Annotated in this window: 19 protein-coding genes and 1 pseudogene; 15 read left to right on the forward strand and 5 right to left on the reverse strand. The window is 72.2% G+C overall.

The genetic code is table 11. The annotated features are described in order from the left end of the window. Positions 1-26 precede the first annotated feature (26 nt). Positions 27-554, forward strand: a complete 528-nt coding sequence (locus ITI46_RS03260; protein WP_209237827.1) for an arginine repressor — start codon at positions 27-29, stop codon at positions 552-554. A 159-nt stretch (positions 555-713) separates the two neighbouring features. After that, positions 714-1,844 (forward strand): PQQ-dependent sugar dehydrogenase, encoded by a 1,131-nt coding sequence (locus ITI46_RS03265; protein ID WP_209237828.1) that lies wholly within the window; start codon positions 714-716, stop codon positions 1,842-1,844. A 59-nt stretch (positions 1,845-1,903) separates the two neighbouring features. Here the strand turns inward: ITI46_RS03265 and ITI46_RS03270 are convergent, their stop codons facing one another. Both ITI46_RS03270 and ITI46_RS03275 read right to left on the reverse strand, forming a co-directional pair. Then, positions 1,904-2,887: a bile acid:sodium symporter family protein gene (locus ITI46_RS03270; RefSeq protein WP_209237829.1), complete on the reverse strand. Its 984-nt coding sequence runs from the start codon at positions 2,885-2,887 to the stop codon at positions 1,904-1,906. A 113-nt stretch (positions 2,888-3,000) separates the two neighbouring features. Next, on the reverse strand, positions 3,001-3,885 hold the full coding sequence (locus ITI46_RS03275; protein ID WP_209237830.1) for an SCO6745 family protein: 885 nt from the start codon (positions 3,883-3,885) through the stop codon (positions 3,001-3,003). A 72-nt stretch (positions 3,886-3,957) separates the two neighbouring features. Between ITI46_RS03275 and ITI46_RS03280 the strand changes: the two genes are divergently transcribed. From ITI46_RS03280 to ITI46_RS03290, 3 genes are all read left to right on the forward strand, one after another. Further along, on the forward strand, positions 3,958-4,341 hold the full coding sequence (locus tag ITI46_RS03280) for a DUF488 domain-containing protein (RefSeq protein ID WP_209237831.1): 384 nt from the start codon (positions 3,958-3,960) through the stop codon (positions 4,339-4,341). A 170-nt stretch (positions 4,342-4,511) separates the two neighbouring features. Further along, entirely contained in the window at positions 4,512-5,948 is a 1,437-nt protein-coding gene (gene argH, locus ITI46_RS03285) for an argininosuccinate lyase (protein WP_209237832.1), read from the forward strand. Between the two features lie 311 nt (positions 5,949-6,259). Then, positions 6,260-7,231, forward strand: coding sequence for an aldo/keto reductase (locus ITI46_RS03290; RefSeq protein WP_209237833.1), 972 nt, complete (start codon positions 6,260-6,262; stop codon positions 7,229-7,231). 151 nt (positions 7,232-7,382) lie between these two features. Here ITI46_RS03290 and ITI46_RS03295 read toward each other — a convergent pair whose 3' ends face one another. Then, positions 7,383-8,063, reverse strand: a complete 681-nt coding sequence (locus ITI46_RS03295) for a lysophospholipid acyltransferase family protein (protein WP_209237834.1) — start codon at positions 8,061-8,063, stop codon at positions 7,383-7,385. 306 nt (positions 8,064-8,369) lie between these two features. On the opposite strand from ITI46_RS03295, the gene ITI46_RS03300 reads away from it, so the two are divergent. The 3 genes from ITI46_RS03300 (at position 8,370) to ITI46_RS03310 (ending at position 10,781) form a co-directional block, all read left to right on the forward strand. Then, positions 8,370-9,542: a glycerophosphodiester phosphodiesterase gene (locus tag ITI46_RS03300; protein WP_209237835.1), complete on the forward strand. Its 1,173-nt coding sequence runs from the start codon at positions 8,370-8,372 to the stop codon at positions 9,540-9,542. Between the two features lie 82 nt (positions 9,543-9,624). Continuing rightward, on the forward strand, positions 9,625-10,296 hold the full coding sequence (locus ITI46_RS03305) for a sigma-70 family RNA polymerase sigma factor (protein ID WP_209237836.1): 672 nt from the start codon (positions 9,625-9,627) through the stop codon (positions 10,294-10,296). Then, positions 10,287-10,781: a GNAT family N-acetyltransferase gene (locus ITI46_RS03310; RefSeq protein WP_209237837.1), complete on the forward strand. Its 495-nt coding sequence runs from the start codon at positions 10,287-10,289 to the stop codon at positions 10,779-10,781. Before ITI46_RS03305 ends, ITI46_RS03310 begins: the two co-directional genes overlap by 10 nt. A gap of 49 nt (positions 10,782-10,830) precedes the next feature. On the opposite strand, the gene ITI46_RS03315 is transcribed toward ITI46_RS03310, so the two are convergent. Both ITI46_RS03315 and ITI46_RS03320 read right to left on the reverse strand, forming a co-directional pair. Continuing rightward, positions 10,831-11,262: a hypothetical protein gene (locus ITI46_RS03315; protein WP_209237838.1), complete on the reverse strand. Its 432-nt coding sequence runs from the start codon at positions 11,260-11,262 to the stop codon at positions 10,831-10,833. Further along, positions 11,255-11,626 carry a hypothetical protein gene (locus ITI46_RS03320; RefSeq protein WP_209237839.1) on the reverse strand — a complete coding sequence of 124 codons (372 nt, stop codon included), beginning with the start codon at positions 11,624-11,626 and terminating at the stop codon, positions 11,255-11,257. The genes ITI46_RS03315 and ITI46_RS03320 overlap by 8 nt, the downstream gene beginning before the upstream one ends. Before the next feature lie 70 nt (positions 11,627-11,696). Between ITI46_RS03320 and ITI46_RS03325 the strand changes: the two genes are divergently transcribed. From ITI46_RS03325 to cobT, 7 genes and pseudogenes are all read left to right on the forward strand, one after another. Then, a complete protein-coding gene (locus ITI46_RS03325) occupies positions 11,697-12,350 on the forward strand; it encodes an HAD-IA family hydrolase (protein ID WP_209237840.1) in 654 nt (217 codons plus the stop codon). Between the two features lie 467 nt (positions 12,351-12,817). Further along, the gene (locus tag ITI46_RS03330; protein WP_209237841.1) at positions 12,818-13,897 is read left to right on the forward strand and encodes a methionine ABC transporter ATP-binding protein; all 1,080 of its coding nucleotides are present in this window, start codon (positions 12,818-12,820) and stop codon (positions 13,895-13,897) included. Next, positions 13,894-14,541, forward strand: a pseudogene (locus tag ITI46_RS34540) (methionine ABC transporter permease); the annotation flags it as partial. The gene ITI46_RS03330 and the pseudogene ITI46_RS34540, both read left to right, overlap by 4 nt. 93 nt (positions 14,542-14,634) lie before the next feature. Beyond that, positions 14,635-15,423 carry a MetQ/NlpA family ABC transporter substrate-binding protein gene (locus tag ITI46_RS34545; RefSeq protein WP_372451836.1) on the forward strand — a complete coding sequence of 263 codons (789 nt, stop codon included), beginning with the start codon at positions 14,635-14,637 and terminating at the stop codon, positions 15,421-15,423. A 144-nt stretch (positions 15,424-15,567) separates the two neighbouring features. After that, positions 15,568-16,242, forward strand: a complete 675-nt coding sequence (locus ITI46_RS03340) for a GNAT family N-acetyltransferase (protein WP_209237843.1) — start codon at positions 15,568-15,570, stop codon at positions 16,240-16,242. Between the two features lie 167 nt (positions 16,243-16,409). Beyond that, positions 16,410-17,654, forward strand: coding sequence for a precorrin-6y C5,15-methyltransferase (decarboxylating) subunit CbiE (gene cbiE / locus ITI46_RS03345; RefSeq protein WP_209237844.1), 1,245 nt, complete (start codon positions 16,410-16,412; stop codon positions 17,652-17,654). Positions 17,655-17,931: 277 nt separating this feature from the next. Then, the gene (gene cobT, locus ITI46_RS03350; RefSeq protein ID WP_209237845.1) at positions 17,932-22,185 is read left to right on the forward strand and encodes a nicotinate-nucleotide--dimethylbenzimidazole phosphoribosyltransferase; all 4,254 of its coding nucleotides are present in this window, start codon (positions 17,932-17,934) and stop codon (positions 22,183-22,185) included. Positions 22,186-22,266 lie beyond the last annotated feature (81 nt).

The raw sequence follows: 22,266 nt of genomic DNA on the forward strand, positions 1-22,266 counted from the left end.
AGATGAGCCAGAGGGGTACGCGCACGATGACCGATGAGCAGCACGGGGGACAGGCCGTCCCGCAGACGCGGACGGCCCGCCATCGCCGTATTGTCGACATCCTTAGCAGGCAGCCGGTCCGCTCGCAGAGCCAGCTCGCCAAGCTCCTGGCCGACGACGGGCTCACGGTCACCCAGGCCACCCTCTCCCGGGACCTCGACGAGCTGGGCGCCGTCAAGATCCGCAACACCGGAGGCGAGCTGATCTACGCGGTCCCCGGGGAGGGGGGCGACCCCACCCCGCGGGCTCCGCTGGGCGAGTCCGCCACCGAGGCGCGGATGGCGCGGCTCGCCGGTGAACTCCTCATCTCCGCCGAGGCGTCGGCCAACCTCGTCGTGCTGCGGACCCCGCCGGGCGCTGCGCAGTTCCTGGCCTCGGCCATCGACCAGGCGGGGGTGCACGAGATCATCGGCACCATCGCGGGGGACGACACGCTGTTGCTGATCAGCCGGGCACCGGATGGTGGCCAGGGCCTCGCGGACCACTTGCTGGCGCTGGCGCAGAAGGAGCGCTGAGGGCTCGGCCGTCGGCGCCGTTCCGTATGCCCTTCCGGGCGGTTACTCTCACGGGCAGCCAGTAGCGCATCACCCCCCACCCAGGTTGCACGCTGGCGCAAGCGCCCCCTTCGCAGCCGGGTGACAGACGACTTGACCGCTGCCTCAAGGAGGAGCACGGTGAAAGTTCGCAAGCGCTCGGCGGTACTCGGCACGCTCGTGCTCGCCGCCTCCCTCGCGTTATCCACGGCGTCCGCCGAGGAGAAGACCGCACCACGCCAGGCGGACGTCGCCCTGACGAAGGTGGCCCAGGCCAAGAACCCCACTGCCGGAACAGCCGGACCCGACGGCACGGTGTGGATCGCCGAACGGCCCGGCACCGTACGGGTGCTGGACGAGAAGGGGCTCGGCGACCCCGTTGTCGACATCACGGACGACACCACCGTGGACGGTGAACGCGGCCTCCTCGGCATCGCCTTCGCCCCGGACTTCGGGCACCTGTATCTCTCGTTCACCGATCTGCAGGGCAACAGCCGCCTGGACGAGTTCGCCGTCGAGAACGGCCAGGTCCAGCAGGACAGCCGCCGAACGGTCCTCACCCAGAAGCAGCCGTACGCGAACCACAACGGCGGCGACATCGCCTTCGGCCCCGACGGGATGCTCTACGTCGCCTTCGGCGACGGCGGCAGCGCCAACGACCCGCAGGACAACGGCCAGAACCTCGACACCTTCCTGGGGAAGATCCTGCGCATCGACCCCTCCAAGGGCGACCCGTACGCCGTACCCGAGGACAACCCGTTCGTCGGCAAGCCGGATGCCCGGCCCGAGATCTGGGCGTACGGGCTGCGCAACCCGTGGCGGTTCTCCTTCGACTCCGCCAACGGCGACCTGCTGATCGGCGACGTCGGCCAGAACCGCCGTGAGGAGATCGACTGGGCGCCCGCCGCCAGCAAGGGCGGCGAGAACTACGGCTGGGCCAGGATGGAGGGCACCCTTCCGGTCGCCGGCGAGGAGCCCGCCAACCATGTGCCGCCGGTCTTCGAGTACGACCGCGGCCCCTCCCGCTGCTCGGTCACCGGCGGCTATGTCTACCGCGGCCGCGCCGTCCCGCAGCTGCAGGGCAGCTACCTCTTCAGCGACTACTGCGAGGGCGACGTCCGGGCGCTGCGGATGAAGGACGGCAAGGTCACCGGGGAGACCAACCTCGGCGTCAACGGAGGCGAGATCGTCTCCTTCGCCGAGGACGGCGACCGGGAGCTGTACGCGCTGGCGCTGGGCGGGGACGTGTACCGGATCGGTCCGGCAAGGTAGGCGGCTGTCCGGCGGATCCTCGGGATGCGACGCTCATCGCAGGATCCGCCGGGCAAGAACTACTCCGCGGGGCGCCGCCGGTCCCGGTAGGAGAACCACGCGGCGGCCAGCGCCCCGGAGACGTTGTGCCACACGGAGAACACCGCCGCGGGCAGCGCGGCCAGCGGGCTGAAGTGCGCGGTGGCGAGGGATGCGGCGAGGCCGGAGTTCTGCATGCCCACCTCGAAGGCCAAGGCACGTCCGGCGGGCTCGCCCAGCCGCGAGAAGCGCCCCACGGTGTAACCGAGCGCCAGACCCAGGCCGTTGTGCAGGACGACCGCCAGAAAGACCAGCCCCGCAGCCGACTTGATCGCGTCCGCGCTGCCCGCCACCACGATGCTGACGATGGCCGCGATGGTCACCGCCGAGAGCCACGGCAGCACGGGCAGCGCCCGCTCGACGTAGCGCCCCGCGAGCAGCCGCACAACCAATCCGCCGATGACCGGCAGCAGCACCGTCTTGAGGATGTCGCCGACCATCGAGGCGGTGTCCACCGGCAGGAACTCCCCGGCGAGGAACAGCGTCAGAGGCGGCGTCAGCAGCGGAGCGACGAGCGTGGAGACCGAGGTCACCGAGACCGAGAGGGCCACGTCGCCGCGCGCCAGGTAGGTGACGACGTTCGAGGCCGTACCACCCGGGGCGCAGCCGACGAGGATCAGCCCGGCCGCGAGCTGCGGCGAGAGGTCCAGCGCCTGGGCGATCAGCCAGCCGAGCCCCGGCATCACTATGTACTGCGCCACAAGTCCGAGCGCGACCGCCCAGGGCCGGCGCACCACTGAGCGGAAGTCGGGCAGCGTCATGGTCAGGCCCATGCAGAACATGACGACGCCGAGCAGATACGGCACTGCCTCGGCCGCTCCCGTGAAGCTGCCCGGAGTCACCATGCCGAGGCCGCCGGCGAGCAGTACCAGCAGCGGGAAGAGGGTCACCGCGCGGCGGGCCCCGCGTTGCTCGGCGCCGGCGGCGGGGGAGTCCGGCGAGGTGTTCTGGTGTTCGGTTCGCACCCGCAGAGAAAACGCCCTGGTGGAGCTGGTTGGCAAGGCCGTCTCGCAATGTGACCGGTGCGCTGCTGTCCTGCGGAGCTCGGGCAGTCCGTCCCCCCTTCCGAGGAGAAGCCCTACCGCGGCTTCGGCGCCTGGATGTTGAGGATGCCCAGCGTGGACTGCGCGGGCAGCAGACCGGACTCGATCACCGCGGTGAACGCGGGACGGTTGAGCTCGGCCAGCCGGGCGCAGCCGTCCTCGCCGAGGACGCGATACGGCCCCGCGGCAAGCTCGTCCGTCAACCGCTCCACCTCGTCCCGCACTTCGCGCCCGCGCTCGGTGGCCGTCCCCTCCGCGTCCACCAGCCCCCTCTCCCTCAGCCGGGTGCGGGCGGCTGCCCACTCCTGCTCGTTCCAGCCGCGCGAGGCGAAGTTCTCCGCGGGTGCCGCGCCGATTCCGGCGAAGGACACCAGCGCCTCGCAGCCGTCAAGACCGGCGGACTGCAACGCCACCAGATGGCCGTCCCCGCGGTGTTCGCGCAGCACGTTCGCCGCCTGCCACAGCACCAGGTGCGGCTCTTGCGGCCACTCCAGCGCGGCGTTGGCGGCGGCCAGCGGGCGCCCGGCGAAGTCGGCGGCCTCGGCGGCGGTGCGTGCCAGTGCGGCCGCCTCGGCGAGTCCGGGGTCCGCGATCCGGTCGCCGAGAATGGCGCGCAGCGTCGCGTCCACGCTCCGTGTCCGCGCTTCCAGCACCGCACCGGGCGAGGCCGTCGCCCAGACACCGGGCACGTGCGCGGCGACCCTGTGCGGGCTGAAGCTGTAGAACGTCGCCGTCACCAGCCGGGCACTCGCCGCTCCGAGCGGGGCCGCACGCAGGGCGAAGTAGAAGGGCCAGCGCGCGGTGGCGTCGTAGCCGAGGGCGCCGGCCTCCGCGGCTGTCCGCCGGGAGAAGTAGACGGACGCGTAGACGGGCTCGAGCTGGTGCCACGTCTGCCGCGCGAGACTCGGGTAGTCAGTCATGGCGGAAAGCTATCCGGCAATGTGAACGGTGTCAACATGCGAGAGTGCGGGCACCGGTCGCAGGCTGGCGTCATGGCTGCCAAGAAGAAACCGAAGATCCAGGTGCGCCGCGTCTACGAGGCGCCCGAGCCGGGAACCGACGGTGCGCGCGTCCTGGTGGACCGGGTCTGGCCGCGCGGTCTGTCCAAGGAGGAGGCCGCACTGGACGCCTGGCACAAGGACGTCGCGCCCAGCACGGAGCTGCGCAAGTGGTACGGGCACGATCCGGACCGCTTCGACGCGTTCGCCGAGCGCTACCGCGCCGAGCTGGCCACGGAAGAGGGCGAGCAGGCGCTCGGCGACCTCCTCGAGACCGCCTCCGGTGCCGGCACCCTCACTCTGCTGACCGCCGTCAAGGACCCCGCCCTCGGCCACACCCGGGTGCTGGCGGAAGAGCTGAAGGGGCGCGCCTCGTAGGGGGCGCCGGCGCCGCAGGCCGGAAACGCTGATTGACGATTCATGCAGAGGTACGCATACTTATGCTGACCTCAGCGTACGGCAGACCCCGAGCGGACGGGCATAATCCGCGCTGGGCAGCCGCAGCCGCCGACGAAACCCCACCATCCAGCCAGGAGCAGGCGACACACGTGAGCAGCAACGACACCGACGACATCCGCCTCTGGGGCGGCCGGTTCGCCGACGGGCCGAGCGAGGCGCTGGAGAAGCTCTCCGCATCGGTCCACTTCGACTGGCGCCTGGCGCCGTACGACATCGCGGGCTCGCGGGCACACGCCCGCGTCCTGCACAAGGCGGGCCTGCTCTCGGACGACGAGCTCGCCCAGATGATCGAGGGCCTGGACACCCTCGAACGGGACGTCGCCTCCGGTGACTTCCAGGGCACGATCGCCGACGAGGACGTCCACACGGCGCTGGAGCGGGGCCTGCTGGAGCGGGTCGGCAAGGACCTCGGCGGCAAGCTGCGGGCCGGAAGGTCCCGCAACGACCAGGTCGCCACGCTCTTCCGGATGTATCTGCGGGACCACGCCCGCGTCATCGGCGGCCTGCTGGCCGAGTTGCAGGGTGTGCTCGTCGGGCTGGCCGAGACGCACCCCGAGGTGGCGATGCCCGGCCGCACCCACCTCCAGCACGCGCAGCCCGTGCTGTTCGCGCACCACGTCCTGGCACACGCCCAGGCCCTCGCGCGGGACGCGGAGCGGCTGCGGCAGTGGGACGCGCGTACGGCGGTCTCGCCCTACGGGTCGGGGGCGCTGGCCGGATCGTCGCTCGGCCTCGACCCGGAGGCCGTCGCCGCCGATCTCGGCTTCGAGGGCGGCAGCGCGGCCAACTCGATCGACGGGACGGCCTCGCGTGACTTCGTCGCGGAGTTCGCGTTCGTCACCGCGATGATCGGCGTCGACATCTCCAAGATCGCCGAGGAGATCATCCTCTGGAACACGAAGGAGTTCTCCTTCGTGACCCTGCACGACGCCTTCTCGACCGGATCCTCGATCATGCCGCAGAAGAAGAACCCGGACATCGCGGAGCTGGCGCGCGGCAAGTCCGGGCGGCTGATCGGCAATCTGACCGGGCTGATGACGACGCTCAAGGCGCTGCCGCTCGCCTACAACCGGGACCTCCAGGAGGACAAGGAACCGGTCTTCGACTCCATCGACCAGCTGGAGCTGCTGCTGCCCGCGTTCACCGGCATGATGGCGACGCTGACCGTGCACGGCGACCGGATGGCCGAGCTGGCGCCGGCCGGATTCTCGCTGGCCACCGACGTCGCGGAGTGGCTGGTCAAGCGCGGCGTCCCGTTCCGGGTGGCGCACGAGGTCGCGGGCGCCTGCGTGAAGGAGTGCGAGCGTACGGGCATCGAGCTGGACCAGCTCACCGACGAGCAGTTCGCCGCGATCTCCCCGCACCTCACCCCCGAGGTGCGCGAGGTACTGAACGTCCCCGGCGCACTGGCCGCCCGGAACGGCAAGGGCGGCACGGCCCCCTCCGCGGTCGCCGCCCAGCTCGCCGACTTCCGCACGGAGCTGGACCTCCAGCGCGAGTGGGTCGGCGCCAAGAGTCAGAGCTAGCCCGCAATCCCGGGCACCCGGCGTGGGGGCTGCGCTTGCCAGCCCTGCTCCCCCAAGCTCTTCGAGCAGGGGGTACCCCTAGGCGCAGACCTCCCAAGCACAGCAGGTGCAGAGCAGACGTGCCCCGTAAGGGGCGCGGGGAACTGCGCGACAAGCCACAAACAACCCGCAGCCTGCAACGCACAGCAAGGGGCACCCCCTCATCAGGCATCGTGAGGGGGTGCCCGGGCCGGGGTACAGGGCCCAGCGTCACCCGCCCAGTACGGTGGGGCGGCAAAGAGCCGCCCCACCGCCCGCGCCGGGAGATGCCGATGCCCTTCACCCGTCTCGCTTCCGCCACCACACCGACGGCCCACCTCGGCCTCGGCCTGGCCGCCGTCGGCCGCCCCGCGTACATCACGCTCGGCCGGGAAGCGGAGCTTCCCGGCAACCGCACGCCGGAGGCGATGCGCTCCCGTACGCACGAACTCCTCGACGCCGCCTACGCCCAGGGCGTGCGCTACTTCGACGCGGCGCGCTCATACGGGCGGGCCGAGGAGTTCCTGGCGGCGTGGCTGCACGAGCACCCGGAGGCCGACGACGTGGTCGTCGGCAGCAAGTGGGGCTACACCTATGTGGGGGAGTGGCGGACGGACGCGGCGGAGCACGAGGTCAAGGACCACTCCCTCGCGGCGTTCGAGCGGCAGCTGGCCGAGAGCCGGGAACTGCTCGGCGACCGGCTGGACCTGTACCAGATCCACTCCGTCACCCCGGACAGCCCCGCGCTGACGGACACCGCGCTGCACGAGCGGCTGGCCCGGCTGGCGGCCGAGGGCGTCACGGTCGGCTTCAGCACCAGCGGCCCCGCGCAGGCCGACGCCATCCGCGCGGGGCTGGCGGTCACGGTGGACGGCGAGCCGCTCTTCCGTACCGTCCAGAGCACCTACAACCTGCTGGAGACCTCGGCGGCGGGCGCGCTGGCCGAGGCGCACGAGGCGGGGCTGACGGTGATCGTCAAGGAGGCCATGGCCAACGGGCGGCTGGCTGGCGGGCAGGAGCCCCGCGATCTGCATCTGGTGGCCGAGGCGGCGGGAACCACTCCGGATGCCGTCGCGCTCGCCGCTGTGCTGCGGCAGCCGTGGGCGGGAGTCGTCCTCTCCGGCGCGGCCACCGTTGGTGAGCTGCACGCCAATCTGCTGGCCACGGCCGCCGAGCTGGACGACGCCCAACTGGCGCTGCTGGCCGACCTGGTGGAGGAGCCCGAGGTGTACTGGCGGCGCCGCTCCGAGCTGCCGTGGCAGTGAAGCCCGCCGGCCCCCGCCGCCCGCCGAGATCTCTTCCCGCCGCAACGGCGGCGAGCCACAACCGCGAGGGCCCGGCGGAATCCGTCGACGGCCTCAGCGGCAGCGGGCACACCGCTCAAGCCGGCAGGCCGGCAATCCGGCAGATTCGGGCTCAGGCCGCCTTCGCCTTCGTCGCATACATGTCCACGTACTCCTGGCCCGAAAGGCGCATGACGTCGCTCATCACCTCGTCGGTCACCGCGCGGAGCACATAGCGGTCGCGGTCCATACCGTCGTACCGCGAGAAGTCGAGCGGTTCGCCGAAGCGAACCGTGATCCGGCGCCCGCCGCCGATCCGCGGGAGGCCCTTGCCGCCCGGCTGCACCTCGTCCGTACCGATCATCGCGAACGGCACCACGGGGGCGCCCGTCATCAGGGCGAGCCGTGCGATGCCCGTACGGCCCCGGTAGAGGCGGCCGTCGGGGGAGCGGGTGCCCTCGGGGTAGATGGCGAAGACCTTGCCCTCCTCCAGCACCCGGCGGCCGGTCATCAGTGCGGCGACGCCTCCGCGGCCGCCGTCCCGGTCGACGGGGATCATGCCGACACCGGTGAAGAACCACGCCATCAGGCGCCCCTTGAGGCTTTTGCCGGTGACGTACTCGTCCTTGCCGATGAAGAAGACCTGGCGGGTGGTGACCAGCGGCAGCACCATCGAGTCGATGAAGGTGAGGTGGTTGCCGGCCAGGATCACCGGACCCGAGCCGGGAATACGGTCGGCCCCTTCGATCTTCGGCCGGAACAGCACGCGAAGGAGCGGGCCGAGCACTGCCTTGATCAGCCGGAAACGGGACAACGGACCCTCCGCCCAAGTCGATATGACCGTGCGCCTGGTCGATGCGCACGGACGTGGTCGATGCGCAGGACGCGCAGATGAGGACGATACTCGCCGCTTCGGGTACCCGGCACACCGGGTTGGTTGCACCGTTACGGGGAATTGACGCGGGTTACCTCCGTATTGCTCCCCTCCCGGTCGCCGACTCGCCGGTGTTTCAGCCGTGTTCGCCCGCACGTCTCCCCGGCGTCCCCCGGCCGGTCCTACGATCAGCCCGACGTGTGGCAGGGGCCGGACATCGGTGCCACCGGGAGATGAGGAGAGCGCATGGGACAGGAGCAGCAGCCGGGCCGCAGAACCGTGCTCGGGGCGGCGGCGGTGCTGGGCGCGGCGGGTACGGGCGCGGTCGCGCTCGGCGGCGGCACCGCGCAGGCCGCGAGCCGCTCGGCGGTCCGCACCGAGGGAAGCGGGGACGGCCACCGTGGCCTGCCCACTCCGGCCGTCATCGCGCACCGCGGCACCAGCGGTTACCGCCCCGAGCACACCTTCGGCTCCTACCAGCTCGCCCTCGACATGGGCGCCGACGTCATCGAGCAGGACCTGGTGTCCACCAAGGACGGCCACCTGGTGTGCCGGCACGAGAACGACATCACCGCCACCACGGACGTGGCCGACCACCCCGAGTTCGCCTCCCGCAAGACCACCAAGACGGTCGACGGCGACGAGATCACCGGGTGGTTCACCGAGGACTTCACCCTCAAGGAGCTCAAGACGCTGCGGGCCAAGGAGCGCATCCCCAAGCAGCGCCAGCACAACACCCTCTACAACGGCCGCTGGGAGGTGCCCAGCTTCGAAGAGGTCCTTCAGTGGGCCGACAAGCAGGGCAGGCAGCGCGGCCGCCCGGTATGGCTGCACGTCGAGACCAAGCACCCCACCTACTTCCGCAAGCTCGGCCTCGGCCTGGAGAAGCCGCTGGCCAAGCTGCTGCGCCGGTACGGGCGGCACAAGGCGGACTCTCCCAACTTCCTCCAGTCCTTCGAGCCGAGCAGCATGGAGCAGCTGAGCAAGCTGGTGGAGTGCCCCCGCGTCGTCCTGCTGTGGACTGCCGACTCGCGCCCCTGGGACTTCGAGGAAGCGGGAGACCCGCGCACCGTCGCCGATCTGGTCGAGCCCGAGGGGCTGAAGTGGATCGCCGGCTTCGCGCAGGGCATCGGGCCCACCCTCGACCTGATCATCCCCCGCAAGGAGGACGGCTCCCTCGGCGAGGAGACGACCCTGGTGCGGGACGCGCACGCGCAGAAGCTGGTGCTGCACCCGTACACCATGCGCAACGAGAACACCTTCCTGCCGGCCGACTTCCGCAAGGGGGACGATCCGAACGCGTACGGCGACGCGTTCGGTGCCTTCAAGCGCTGGTTCGAGACCGGCATCGACGGAATCTTCTCCGACAACTGCGACACCGCGCTGCTGGCGGCTGCCGACTTCCGCGCCAACCGCTGACCAGTCCCGCCCCGTTCCACCCGCACGAGTGACGCGCCGCCCGTTCCGCAACCGCGGCCGGGCGGCGCGCGTGCAGCGGCGTATGACCGAACACGCGCTGATGGCGCCCGGCTTGCGGGCGCTGCTGGATGCCGAGTGCGCCGCCGAGGCCGCCGCCCGCTCCGGCGCGGACGCCGAGGATCTGCGCCAGGGCGTCTGGCTGCGCTGGCTGGAGCAGCTGCGCCGCACCGGGCCGCCTACCGAGCCCGCCGCCTGGCTGGCCGCCGCGGTATGGGCCGAAGCCCGGGCGGCGGCGGACGCGGGCGAGGGGCGCGAGGTACCGCGAGGGGCCGAGCCCGCACCCCGTACACCTCCGCAGTCGAGGATCACCGCAGCCGACGGCCACGGCGATCCGGCCAGCGACACCGAGGCGCCGCTGCTGGCCATCGAGCGGCGCCGCGAACTTGTCGCGGCCGTCAGCGGACTTCCGGGGCGCTGTCCCGCCGTGCTGCGCGCGCTGCTGTCCAGGAAAGACCCCACATACCCGCAAATCGCCCATGAGTTGGGAATCTCACAGGGTGCGGTGGGCCCGCTGCGTTCCCGCTGTCTGGAATGCCTGCGCAGAATGCTCGCGGCAAAGGTTCCGCCACCCGGAAGTAAGGGAAGGGTGCGAGAGGCAACCGGCGTCACCAGGGCAGACTGCACGGACACGGCACCCTCACTCTCCCGTGCCCGTGCGCACACAACTTGGGGAGGCATGCGCACATGGGCATGAGCGTGACCATCTCTGCGGCGGACGAGCGAGACGCCGAACAGATACTGAAGCTGCAGTACCTCTGCTTCCAGAGCGAGGCGGAACTGTACGGCGACTACTCCATCGAGCCGCTCGTCCAGACGCTGGACGAGCTGCGGGCCGAACTCGCCGAGGGCTGCATGGTGGTGGCCCGGCTCGGCGAGGAGGTCGTCGGCACCGTGCGCGGCAAGGTCGATGCCGAGGGCACCGCGCGCATCGGCCGGCTGTGTGTGCACCCCCGCCTCCAGGGGCACGGACTGGGCGGCCGGCTGCTGGCCGCCGTCGAGGCCCGGCTCGCCGACGAGTTCGCGCCCAAGCGCTACCACCTGGTGACCGGCAGCCGCAGCGAGGGCAACCTTCGGTTGTACCGCCGCCTGGGGTACACCCCGGTGGGGACCGAGCGGGACCGCCGGGTGACGCTGGTGGCTCTCGCCAAGGACGCCACGGAGTACGCCACCAGCGCGTAGCGCTGTGCCGGGCGCCGGAGCTTGGGGGCCGGGCCCGTCGCGCGGGGAGTCACCCGTCGCGGCGGGCCCGCAGCCACCACAGGCCCGTCACCGGGAGGGCGACGGGGATGAAGAGGTAGCCCATCCCGTAGTCGGACCAGACCGTGGCGTCCGGGAAGGCGGACGGCTCCACCAGGGTCCAGGTGCCCACCGCCAGGACGCCGAAGAGCTCCAGTGCGCAGCAGGTGAGGGCGGCTCTGCGCGCGCCCTCACCGCCCCTGACCAGGGAGAGCGTGATGAACGCGTACACCACGGCGGCGACCGCCGAGAGGACGTAGGCCAGCGGCGCCTCGTGGAAACGGGTCGACAGCTGGACGGCCGAGCGCGAGGCGGCGCCCACCGTGAAGATCCCGTAGAGCGTGACCAGCAGCTTGCCGGGACCGGTGTTGATGCCCGCGCGGCGGGGCGCGGGAACGGTCTGCGAGGGCGTTCGTTCAGCCACCCGTGCCGCCTCCCCAGATGTCGTGGAGACGCACCTGCAGGACCGCCAGTACGACGGCGCCCGCCACCACTGTCAGCGAGCCCCACTTGGTGCGCTCCGTGAGCGAGATCAGACCCACCACCGGCACGCACGCCACGACGCCGACCAGGTAGGAGAAGAAGATCACCGAGCCCTCGGCCGCGGTCTGGCCGCGGGCCGCCTGGACGATGCCGACCACCAGCTGCGCCAGCGCGAGCAGGGTCACCACGGCCATGCCGGCGAAGTGCCAGTCCTTCGTGGGCTGGTCGCGGTAGGCCGCCCAGCCGCACCACGCGGCCAGCGCAAGTGCGGCCACGGCGAGCGCGACGGTCAGCGGGGTGAGCATGTGAAGGAGTCTAGAAGGGCGCCCGGGCCCGCCGACGCGCGCCCCCGGGCGTCCGCGTACGCTGCCCGGCATGAAGTTCGAAGCCCCTGTGACCGCGCTGTTCGACAACGACGGCACCCTGCTCTCGTCCATGGAGTCCGTGCTCCGCTGCTGGACGAGGTGGGCGCAGGAGTACGGGATCAGCGCGGAGGACTTCGCCGCGGTCGAGCTGCACGGGCGGCCGGCCGCTGACATCGTCGGCGATCTGCTGCCGGCCGAGCTGATCCCCGAGGCGCTGGCCCGGATCGAGCGGCTGGAGGTCGAGGACGTGCCGCACGGCGGCGTCGTCCCGCTGCCCGGCACCGCCGAGCTGCTGGCCTCGCTGCCGGAGGGCAGCTGGGCCGTGGTCACCTCGGCCACCCGCGAGCTGGCCGAGGCCAGGCTGCGTGCCGTCGGCATCGAGGCGCCGCTGGTGGTCGCCGCCGACGACATCACCCGCGGCAAGCCCGACCCCGAGCCCTATCTGCTGGCCGCAGGGAAGCTGGGCGCCGACCCGGCGCGGTGCGTGGTCTTCGAGGACGCGCCCGCCGGGCTGGAGGCGGGCCGCAGGGCCGGGATGCGGACCGTGGGCTTGGCCACAACACACGCGCGGGATCAGCTGAGTGCAGATGTGCTGGTCGAGCACCTCGGCTCGGTGACCGCGCAGGTCACGGCCTCGGGTGTGACGGTCGTCGCAGAGGACTGAACGGGCCGCGGCACACCGGGCTGCTGTCCATTTCCGCGTCCGCAATGCGGACATAGGGCTCGGTGCCGTCCGCCCTCTCTGGTTTACTGAGCTCCATGAACACGACGAGCTGCCGCACCCTTGCGACCGAGGCGACCAGGACGCCCGGTGCTCGTTGTATGCCGCTGCGCGCCTGGCCGTCGCAGACCGCGCGGCGAATGTGTGCCCGCTGAGGGCCCCCGCCTGAGCTGACCGAGGCGACTCGCGCCCCGAAGCGAGTCACGAGCCCGCGCGCCGAGCCCCGCGGGCAGAGCATCCCCGCCACCGCCGAGCCCTCCGGGCTGCCGGCCGAAGCCGTGGCGGACTTCCCACGCGCACCGCGAACACCGCAGCCGTGGGCGCACTCTGCCCGCACCGCCGGACACCGCGCCGCGCGCTCGCCCCGACGGCACCGTAAGCGCTATCCCACCGACACCACGGATGTTTCTGTGATCACGACAAAAGACCTCACAAAGGTCTACCGCACACGGGACCGCGAGGTCACCGCACTGGACGGGGTCGATCTCCACGTCAGCGAAGGCGAGGTCTTCGGCGTCGTCGGCCAGAGCGGCGCCGGGAAGTCCTCGCTCATCCGCTGCGTCAACCTCCTCGAACGCCCCACCTCCGGGACCGTCTCCGTAGCCGGTCAGGAGCTCACAGCCCTCGCCGGCAGCGGCAAGCGCGCCGGCAAGGAACTGCGCGCGGCACGCGGCCGGATCGGCATGGTCTTCCAGCACTTCAACCTGCTGTCCTCGCGCTCGGTGCTCGGCAACGTCGAGCTGCCGCTGGAGATCCTCGGCTACAGCGGACAGGAGCGCACCCGCAAGGCACGCGAACTGCTCGACCTCGTCGGCCTCGCCGACAAGGCCAAGGCACACCCCGCGCAGCTCTCCGGCGGCCAGAAGCAGCGGGTCGGCATCGCCCGGGCGCTGGCCGGCGACCCCAAGGTGCTGCTCTCCGACGAGGCCACCTCCGCACTCGACCCGGAGACCACCCGCTCCGTCCTCCAGCTGCTCCGCGACCTCAAGGAGCAACTGGGCCTCACCGTGCTGCTGATCACGCACGAGATGGACGTCGTCAAGGCCGTCTGCGACTCCGCCGCGCTGATGAAGAACGGCCGGATCACCGAATCGGGCACCGTCCCCGAACTGCTGGCCACGCCCGGCTCCGAGCTGGCCCGCGAGCTCTTCCCGGTCGGCGGAGTGCCCTCGGCGCCCGGCCGTACCGTCGTGGACGTCACCTTCCACGGGGCGACGACCACCGAGCCGGTGATCTCCAAGCTGTCGCGGACCTACGAGGTGGACATCTCCATCCTCGGCGCCGCCATGGACACCGTCGCGGGCAAGCAGGTCGGCCGGATGCGGATCGAACTGCCCGGCAGCTTCGAGGACAACGTCGTGCCCATCGGCTTCCTGCGCGAGCAGGGCCTGACCGTGGATGTCGCGGCCGTCGCAGCCGCGGCGAGGGACGACGAGAACACCGACGCCGCGCGCGGCACCGCCGGTCTCGCCAAGGAGGGCGCCAAGTGACCTGGTCCGAGATACAGCCGCTGCTCTTCCAGGGGTTCTGGGACACCCTCTACATGGTCGGCTGGTCCGCGCTGATCGCACTGGCCGGCGGACTGCCGCTGGGCGTACTGCTGGTCCTCACCGACAAGGGCGGGATGCTGCAGAACGCACCCGTCAACAAGGTTGTCGGCGCGGTGGTGAACGTCGGCAGGTCGCTGCCGTTCATCATCCTGCTGATCGCCCTGATCCCCTTCACCCGGTTCGTCGTCGGCCAGTCCGTCGGCTCGACCGCCGCCATCGTGCCGCTGGCCATCGGCGCGATCCCGTTCTTCGCGCGGCTGGTGGAGACCGCCGTCCGCGAGGTCGACCGCGGGCTCGTCGAGGCCGTGCAGGCGATGGGCGGCGGCACCCCCACCGTCGTCTTCAAGGCGCTGCTCCCGCAGGCGCTGCCGTCCCTGGTGGCGGGGCTGACCACGACGGTGATCGTGCTGATCGGCTACTCGGCGATGGCCGGCACCGTCGGCGGCGGCGGTCTCGGCTCGGTCGCCGTGCAGTACGGCTACCAGCGCTTCGAGACCAGCGTCATGCTCGCCACGGTGGTCGCGCTGATCGTCATCGTCACCGCCGTGCAGATCATCGGCGACGCCGTCGTACGGCTGCTGGCCGCCGGCCGCGGCGGCGCGGGCGGCGACGGGGGAGCGAGCAGGCGGCTCGCCCGGCTGGGGCGTGGCCGTACCGTCGCGGTGGCCGCGGCCGTGGTGGTCCCGCTGGCGCTGATCGGCTACGGGATCGGCCAGGGCGGCGAGGACAAGCAGACCCTCAGGATCGCCGCCTCGCCCACCCCGCACGCCGAGATCCTGGAATACGTGCAAAAGCACCTCGCCGCCAAGGAGGGGCTCAAGCTCGACGTCCGCAAGTTCAACGACTACGTGGTGCCCAACACCGCCACCGAGAGCGGCGAGGTCGACGCCAACTTCTTCCAGCACAAGCCCTATCTGGACGACTTCAACAAGAAGCAGCACACCGACATCAGGCCGGTCGTGAACGTCGAACTGGAGCCGCTGGGCCTCTACTCCAAGAAGGAGCAGAGCCTGAAGGACATCGGGGACGGCGACACCGTCGCCGTCCCCAACGACAGCACCAACGAGGGCCGCTCCCTGCACCTGCTGGCCAAGCACGGCCTCATCGAGCTGAAGCCGGGCGCCGGACAGGAAGCCACCCTCGGCGACATCGCCGACACCAACGGCCTGAAGTTCAAGGAGCTGGAGGCCGCGGCGGTCCCGCGCGCGCTCGACGACGTGGACGCCGCCGTCATCAACGGCAACTACGCCGTCGACGCCGACCTCAACCCCGCCAAGGACGCGCTGGTCGCCGAGCAGGCCAAGGGCAACCCCTACGCGAACTTCCTCGCGGTCAAGGACGGCAAGCAGCACGACCCGCGGATCGAGAAGCTGGCCAAGCTGCTCAACTCCCAGCAGGTCAAGAAGTTCATCGAGCACAAATACCAGGGGGCCATCGAACCCGTCTTCGGGTCTGTGGGATCGTGAACGCCACGGTCTGATCCGGGGAATGTCCCCGTGTCGACAAGTCTCTGATCAGCGCCGGGCCCCGCTCGCCAAGGGGGCCCGGCGCTGCACATCACGGTGCCGATGCTGCATGCTGTGCTGCACCCCGACGTGTAGGAGCGGCGAATGACCTCGACCTTCCCGGACATCTCGATCAGCACGGACCGGCTCGTGCTGCGCCCGTTCGAGGAAGCTGACGTCCCCGCGCTCACCGAGATGATGGCGGACGACCAGATCACCGCCTGGATGGCGGCGCCGGTTCCCTACACCGAGGCCGAGGCTCGGACCTTCGTCACCCGCACCGCCCCCGCCCGGCGCACCTCGGGCGACGGCATCGTCTTCGCCGTCACCGAACTGCTCACCCAGCGCCTGGTCGGCCTGGTGGAACTGCGCGACACCGACTGGCGCGTTCTCTCGGCGCACGCCGCCTACGCCACCGCCTCCTGGGCCCGCGGCGAGGGATACGCCTCCGAGTCGCTGGCGGCGGTCGCCCAATGGCTCTTCCAGGACCAGAAGTTCGAACGCCTGGAGATCCGCACCGCGGCCGACAACACCGCGGCCCAGCAGGTCGCCCAGAAGCTCGGCTGCATCAGCGAGGGAGTGCTGCGCAACGCCTGGATAGCGCGCACCCGCACCGAGAACTGGGACTCCTCCCGGCCGGAGGCCCAAGGCGGCTGGGCGGAGATCCGCACCGACCTCATCGTCTGGAGCCTGCTCCCCGAGGATCTCGACGGCGCCTTCGACCAGTTCGCCGAGGCCGGCGGCTACGCGCACTACCCCGGCTGGCCCCAGCGCCACTGACCGCCACCGACCGCCGCGTACGCGGGGGGCACACCGCGCACGCGGGGCACAGGGAGGCACCGACGGCCGCGCACGGCAGGACGCGGAGGCCGCTCCCGGCCGCACAGGGGGTACGCTCAGTGGGCCCGACCTGCGATGAGCACTTCACCAGCCAGGAGACACCCACCATGGCCGACCGCGTCACCGTGATCGGGTGGGACGGTTCGCCGCTGACCGACGCCGCCCGCTCGGCACTCGCTGCGGCCACCCTCGTCGCCGGAGCCGCACACCACCTCGCGCTGCCCGAGGTCCCGCCGAACGCCGAACGCATCCGGCTCGGCAGCACCTCGCTCGCGGCCCGCCGTATCGCCCGCCACCGCGGCTCGGCCGTCGTCCTCGCCGACGGCGACCCCGGCTTCTTCGGCGTCGTACGGACCCTGCGCGCCCCCGAGCACGGCCTCGAGGTCGAGGTCGTGCCCGCCGTCTCCTCGGTCGCCGCCGCCTTCGCGCGCGCCGGGATGCCCTGGGACGACGCCCAGCTCGTCGTCGCCAGCAGCCGCACCCTGCGGCGCGCCGTCAACGTCTGCCGGGCCCACACCAAGGTCGCCGTGTTCACCTCGCCGGGCGCCGGGCCGGCCGAACTCGCGCTGCTGCTGACCGGGGTCCACCGCACCTTCGTCATCTGCGAGGCCCTGGGCACCGAGCGCGAGCAGGTCACCGTCCTCACTTCCGACAAGGTCGCCGACCACACCTGGCGCGACCCCAACGTCGTCATCGTCGTGGGCGGTACGGGAGCCGGCGCCGACAGCGGCGCCACCCAGGGCAGCGCCTGGCTCGCCGGTCACGAGGTCGGCTACCCGCCCGCCGTGCGCGGCTGGGCCCTGCCGGCGGCCGAGTACACCGGAGTGCCGGTGGAAGGGAAGGCCGGCGCACCCCGGGCCGGCGAGTCGGTACAGCTGCGCGCCGCCCAACTCGCCTGGCTGGGACCCCGGATCGGCGACCTCGTGTGGGACATCGGAGCGGGCAGCGGAGCCCTCGCCGTGGAGTCCGCGCGGCTGGGGGCCGCCGCCATCGCCGTCGACAGCGACGCCGACGCCTGTGCCCGCATCTACGCCGCGGCCCGGCGCTTCGGCGTCCAGCTGGAGACCGTGCACGGCATCGCGCCGCACATCCTGGAGGACCTGCCCGAGCCGGATGTGGTGCGGGTGGGGGGCGGGGGAGCGGTCACCGTCACGGCGGTCGCCGACCGCCGCCCCACGCGTATCGTCACGCACGCCACCACCAGAGATGAGGCAGAGGCGGTCGGGAGGGCGCTCGGGGAGCGCGATTATGCCGTCGAGTGCGCCCTGCTTCAGTCGGTCGAGCTGGAGACGGCCGCGTGGACGGAGACCGAACGCTCCGTCGTCTTCCTGCTGTCGGCCGTCCGCACCTGAACACCTGTGACGTGCCGGTGAACCTCTGTGACGTGCTGCGTGACGAACCCCGACGAAGTGCGCTTTCCCTCCCACCCGTGGCCGGTGGTGTCGGTGGCGACGGGTAGGCTGATGGACTGTTGTGCCACCGTTCGGTGTTGACGCTTCGTCCGTCATTGTCCGAATGGTGTAGGCGGAGGCACGTGCCGCACAGAGTGCGTGCTCGTTCTTCATCTACGGGGTGCGGCGGTCCGTCCGCCGGGTTGGAAGGAGCACTAGCGATGGGCGAGGGGAACGCATGACTGACACCGGTCAGATCCCGGACGAGGGGCTGCCGGAGAACGCAGGCGGGCAGCAGCCGGAGGGGCAGCCGGGCGTTCCGGCCTCCGGAGCCCACACCTTCGCCGGCCCGGCCGGCGGCGTCGGCGACGTGCAGGACGTCCAGAACCTCCAGGAAGCCCAGGGCGTCCAGAACATCCAGCACGCAGCCCAGGCAGCCTCCGCCCACCCCCCGCAGAACCACCATGACGTGCAAGGCCCCCACATCGCGCATGTCCCCCACGACGCATCAAGTCACCACGAACCGCACGAGGAAGAGGACCTGCTGCTGATGCCGTCCGCGCAGGGCGCCTGGAACGAGCAGCCGGCGCCCGGCCCGGGACAGCCGATGCCGCAGACCCAGCCCCACCCGCAAACCCAGCCCCAGCCGGAAGGCTCCTACGAGCACGAGTACGACCCGCACGGGCAGCCGCACCCTGCCGCCGCCCAGCAGCCGCCGCAGGAGGGCGGTTTGCCGCCCGAGGCGCCGTACGGCCCTGAAGGCGCCCCCGCGCCGGGCGAAGCGTACGCGGTCAACGGCTATGCGGAGCACGGACATCCGCTCGGAGACGGAGCGCAGGACGCCGCGTACGTCCAGAACGGGCAGGGCGCGGCGCAGCCGCCCGCGCAGGACACTCAGCCGGCCCAGCCGGAGCAGCCGCAGCCAGACGCCGCTGCCGGCGCCGCCTCGCAGTCGGCCGCGGCCGCACCGGAACAGCACGAGACGGACGGCCGCGACTCCGGCTCCATCGACGTGAGCTCCGTCCGAAACCCCCAACAGCCGCAGCCGCACGCAGCGCCCGCGTCCCCGCAGAGTGCCGCACCCGGTAACGGCAACGGCGGTGGGAACGCCAGCGGAAACGGCCCGCGTCGCCCGCTGCACCTCGGGCCGCCGGTGCCCGAGCAGTCCGGCACCGTGCGTCCGCTCTCCGAGCGGGCCGCCGCGCAGCCGGCTCCCGCGGCTCCGCAGGCCGCCCCGGTGCAGGGTGCCCCCGTGCAGAACGCGCCGGCCGGCCCGGCTCCCGGCGCGGCGCCGCAGCAGGCAACTCCTGCTGTCATGCACTCGCAGACCGCGGAGCCTGCTGCCCCCGAACAGCAGCCCGCACAGGCCGAACCCCCGGCGCAGCAGCCGGAGCCCCAGCCCCAGCCCCAGCACCAGGCGGAGGAGCAGCCGCACCCGGAGCCCCAGCCGGGCGCGCAGCCGCAGCCGCAGTCGGAAGCGCCGCAGCCGGAGGCCGAGCAGCAGGCACCCGTACCAGCCGTCGAGGAGCCGCTGCCCGGCCCGCAGCTGGGCCAGCTCCCGCCGGACGCGTGGACCGCCCAGCCCGCACCCGCGACGGCCGAGCCCGGCCTTCCCGCGGAGCAGCCCGTGCCCGGGGAGCAGCCCCTCCCCGCTGAACAGGCCGCTCCGGTCGAGCAGTCCACTGCTGCCGAGCAGCCCGCTGCCGAGCCGACGACGGGGGGACCGATCGAGGTCTCCGCGTCCGGTGAGGCCGTACCCCAGCAGGCGCCCGCGTCCGCGCCGGAGAGCGCCGTCAGCGACACCGTGCCCGGCCCTCGGCAGGAGGCGCAGCCCGGCGCGCTGCCCACCGTTCCGGCGCAGGGCGGCGAAGCGCAGCCTCAGTCGGTGGCCCCGCCGATAAACGAGAACCCGGAGCAGCAGGACGGCCCCGCGATCCCCGAACAGGCGACAACAGCCCCCGACTCCCCGGGCACCTCGTCCGAGGCCCAGCCCGACCAGGAGCCCGAGCCCATGCCGACGCCCGAAGCGGCTGCCCCTCAGCCGGCACCGGAAGCACAGCCCGGCAACACCGCAGAGGCTGCCGCGCCGGTGAACGCTCCGGCCGACTCGGCGACCATGGAGCTGGGCAGCGTCGCGGAAGCCACGGAGCCCGCGCCGCCCGCGCAAGCCGCGAACGGTGAGGCCGACGCGGACGCCCCCACAGCAACCACCGACTCCCAGTCTGCGGCGGCAGAAGACGAGTCCGTCGCTGCCGAGGCGACGACCGGCGAAGCAACCGGCGAGCCCGAGGCTGCAGCCGAAGCCGAAGCCGAAGCCCAGGCCGACACCGAGGTTGAGGCCCACCCCGGGACCGCAGCCGACTCCGAAGCCGCAGCAGAGACCGAGACCGAAGCCAAGGCCGAAGGCGAAGCCGAAGCCGAAGCCGACTCCGCGACCGCAGCGGACTCCGAAGCCGCAGCCGGTAACGATGCCGCGGCCGCAACCGAAGCCGCAGCTGACCCCGGAACCGCACCCGGAACCGAAGCCGAAACCGAGCCGCCCACCGGCGACGCCGCGGCGAGCGAGCCCGGCACCGCGTCCGACACCGAGGCGCCCACCGAAGGCGAACAGCCGACGCCGGCCGAAGGCGAAGCAACGGCCCCCGCCGAAGGCGAAGCCCCAGCCCCGGCCGACACCCCCGCCGAAGAGGGCGCCGAACACGGGGCCGAACAGGGCGGCCAGCACGGCGCCGAAGACGTCGCCGACGCCCCCGTGGGCGACCCCGCGCCGGGGTACGCCGAGGCCGAGCGGGAAGCCGTGCACCGGCTGATGCGGGAGCGGCGGGACATCCGTAACGGCTTCCGGCCCGACCCGATCCCGCACGACGTGCTGCTCCGCGTCCTGGAGGCGGCGCACACGGCGCCCAGTGTCGGGCACTCGCAGCCGTGGGACTTCGTGGTGATCCGCTCCGAGGAGACCAGGCGGACCATGCACGAGCTGGCCGAGCGGCAGCGGCTGGCGTACGCCAAGTCGCTGCCCAAGGGCCGGGCGAAGCAGTTCAAGGAAATGAAGATCGAGGCGATCCTCGACACCCCGGTCAACATCGTCGTCACGGCCGACCCGACGCGCGGCGGCCGGCACACTCTCGGGCGGCACACGCAGCCGCAGATGGCGCCGTACTCCTCGGCGCTCGCCGTGGAGAACCTGTGGCTCGCCGCGCGGGCCGAGGGGCTGGGCGTGGGCTGGGTCAGCTTCTTCGACGAGCGGGAGCTGGTGCGCACACTGGAGCTGCCCGAGCACTTGGAGATCGTCGCCTATCTGTGCGTCGGCTACGTCGACGAATTCCCCGACGAGCCCGAGCTGATGCAGGCGGGCTGGTCCAAGCGGCGCCCGCTGTCCTGGGTCGTCCACGAGGAGTCGTACGGACGCCGCGCGCTGCCCGGCGCCGAGCCGGCCGGGATGCTCGCCGAGACGCTGGGCGCCATCCGCCCGCTGGACGCGAAGGCGCTCGGTGAGGCGTGGGAGCGGCAGAAGCGGATGACCAAGCCCGCCGGGGCGCTCGGCATGCTGGAGATCATCTCGGCGCAGCTGTGCGGGCTCTCCCGCAAGTGCCCGCCGCCGGTGCCGGAGCCGGCCGCTGTGGCGATCTTCGCCGGGGACCACGGCGTGCACGCGCAGGGCGTGACGCCCTGGCCCCAGGAGGTCACCGCGCAGATGGTGGCCAACTTCCTCGGCGGCGGGGCGGTCTGCAACGCGTTCGCCAACCAGGTGGGCGCCGAGGTGTGTGTCATCGACGTCGGAGTGGCGGCCGAGCTGCCCGCCACGCCCGGTCTGCTGCCCCGCAAGGTCCGGGCCGGTACGGCGGACATGACCGCAGGGCCCGCGCTCAGCCGCGAGGACGTCGAGCGGGCCCTCGAGGTCGGCATCGAGACCGCCCGCGATCTCGTCGCGGCCGGCAACAAGGCGCTGCTCACCGGCGAGATGGGCATCGCCAACACCACCGCTTCCGCGGCGCTGATCGCCGCCTGCACGGGCGCCGACCCCGCCGAGGTCACCGGGCGCGGCACCGGCATCAACGACGAGACACACGCCCGCAAGGTCGAGGTCGTACGCCGCGCGCTGGAGCTCCATCAGCCCGACCCGGCCGACCCGTTGGGCATGCTCTCCGCCTTCGGCGGGCTGGAGCACGCCGCGATGGTCGGACTGATCCTGGGCGGCGCCTCGCTGCGTACGCCGGTCATCCTCGACGGGGTCAGCGCCGGGGCCGCCGCGCTGGTGGCCCGCGCCGTGGCGCCCGAGGCGCTCGCCGCCTGCATCGCCGGCCACCGCAGCGCGGAGCCCGGCCATGTCGCGGCCCTCACCAAGCTGGGGCTGCGGCCGCTGGTCGACCTCGATCTGCGGCTGGGCGAGGGCACGGGTGCGCTGCTGGCGCTCCCGATGGTGCAGAGCGCGGCCCGTGCGATGCACGAGGTGGCCACGTTCGACGCGGCGGGCGTCACCGAGAAGGGCTGACGCGACGCCTCGATGCGACGGCGTCCACGGCTCCCGGGCTCCGGACCCGGGGACCGGGGCGCCGCATCAGGCTGTCCCCCT

Source organism: Streptomyces oryzae, assembly GCF_017676365.1.
In the GTDB taxonomy this organism is placed as follows: Bacteria; Actinomycetota; Actinomycetes; order Streptomycetales; family Streptomycetaceae; genus Streptomyces; species Streptomyces oryzae.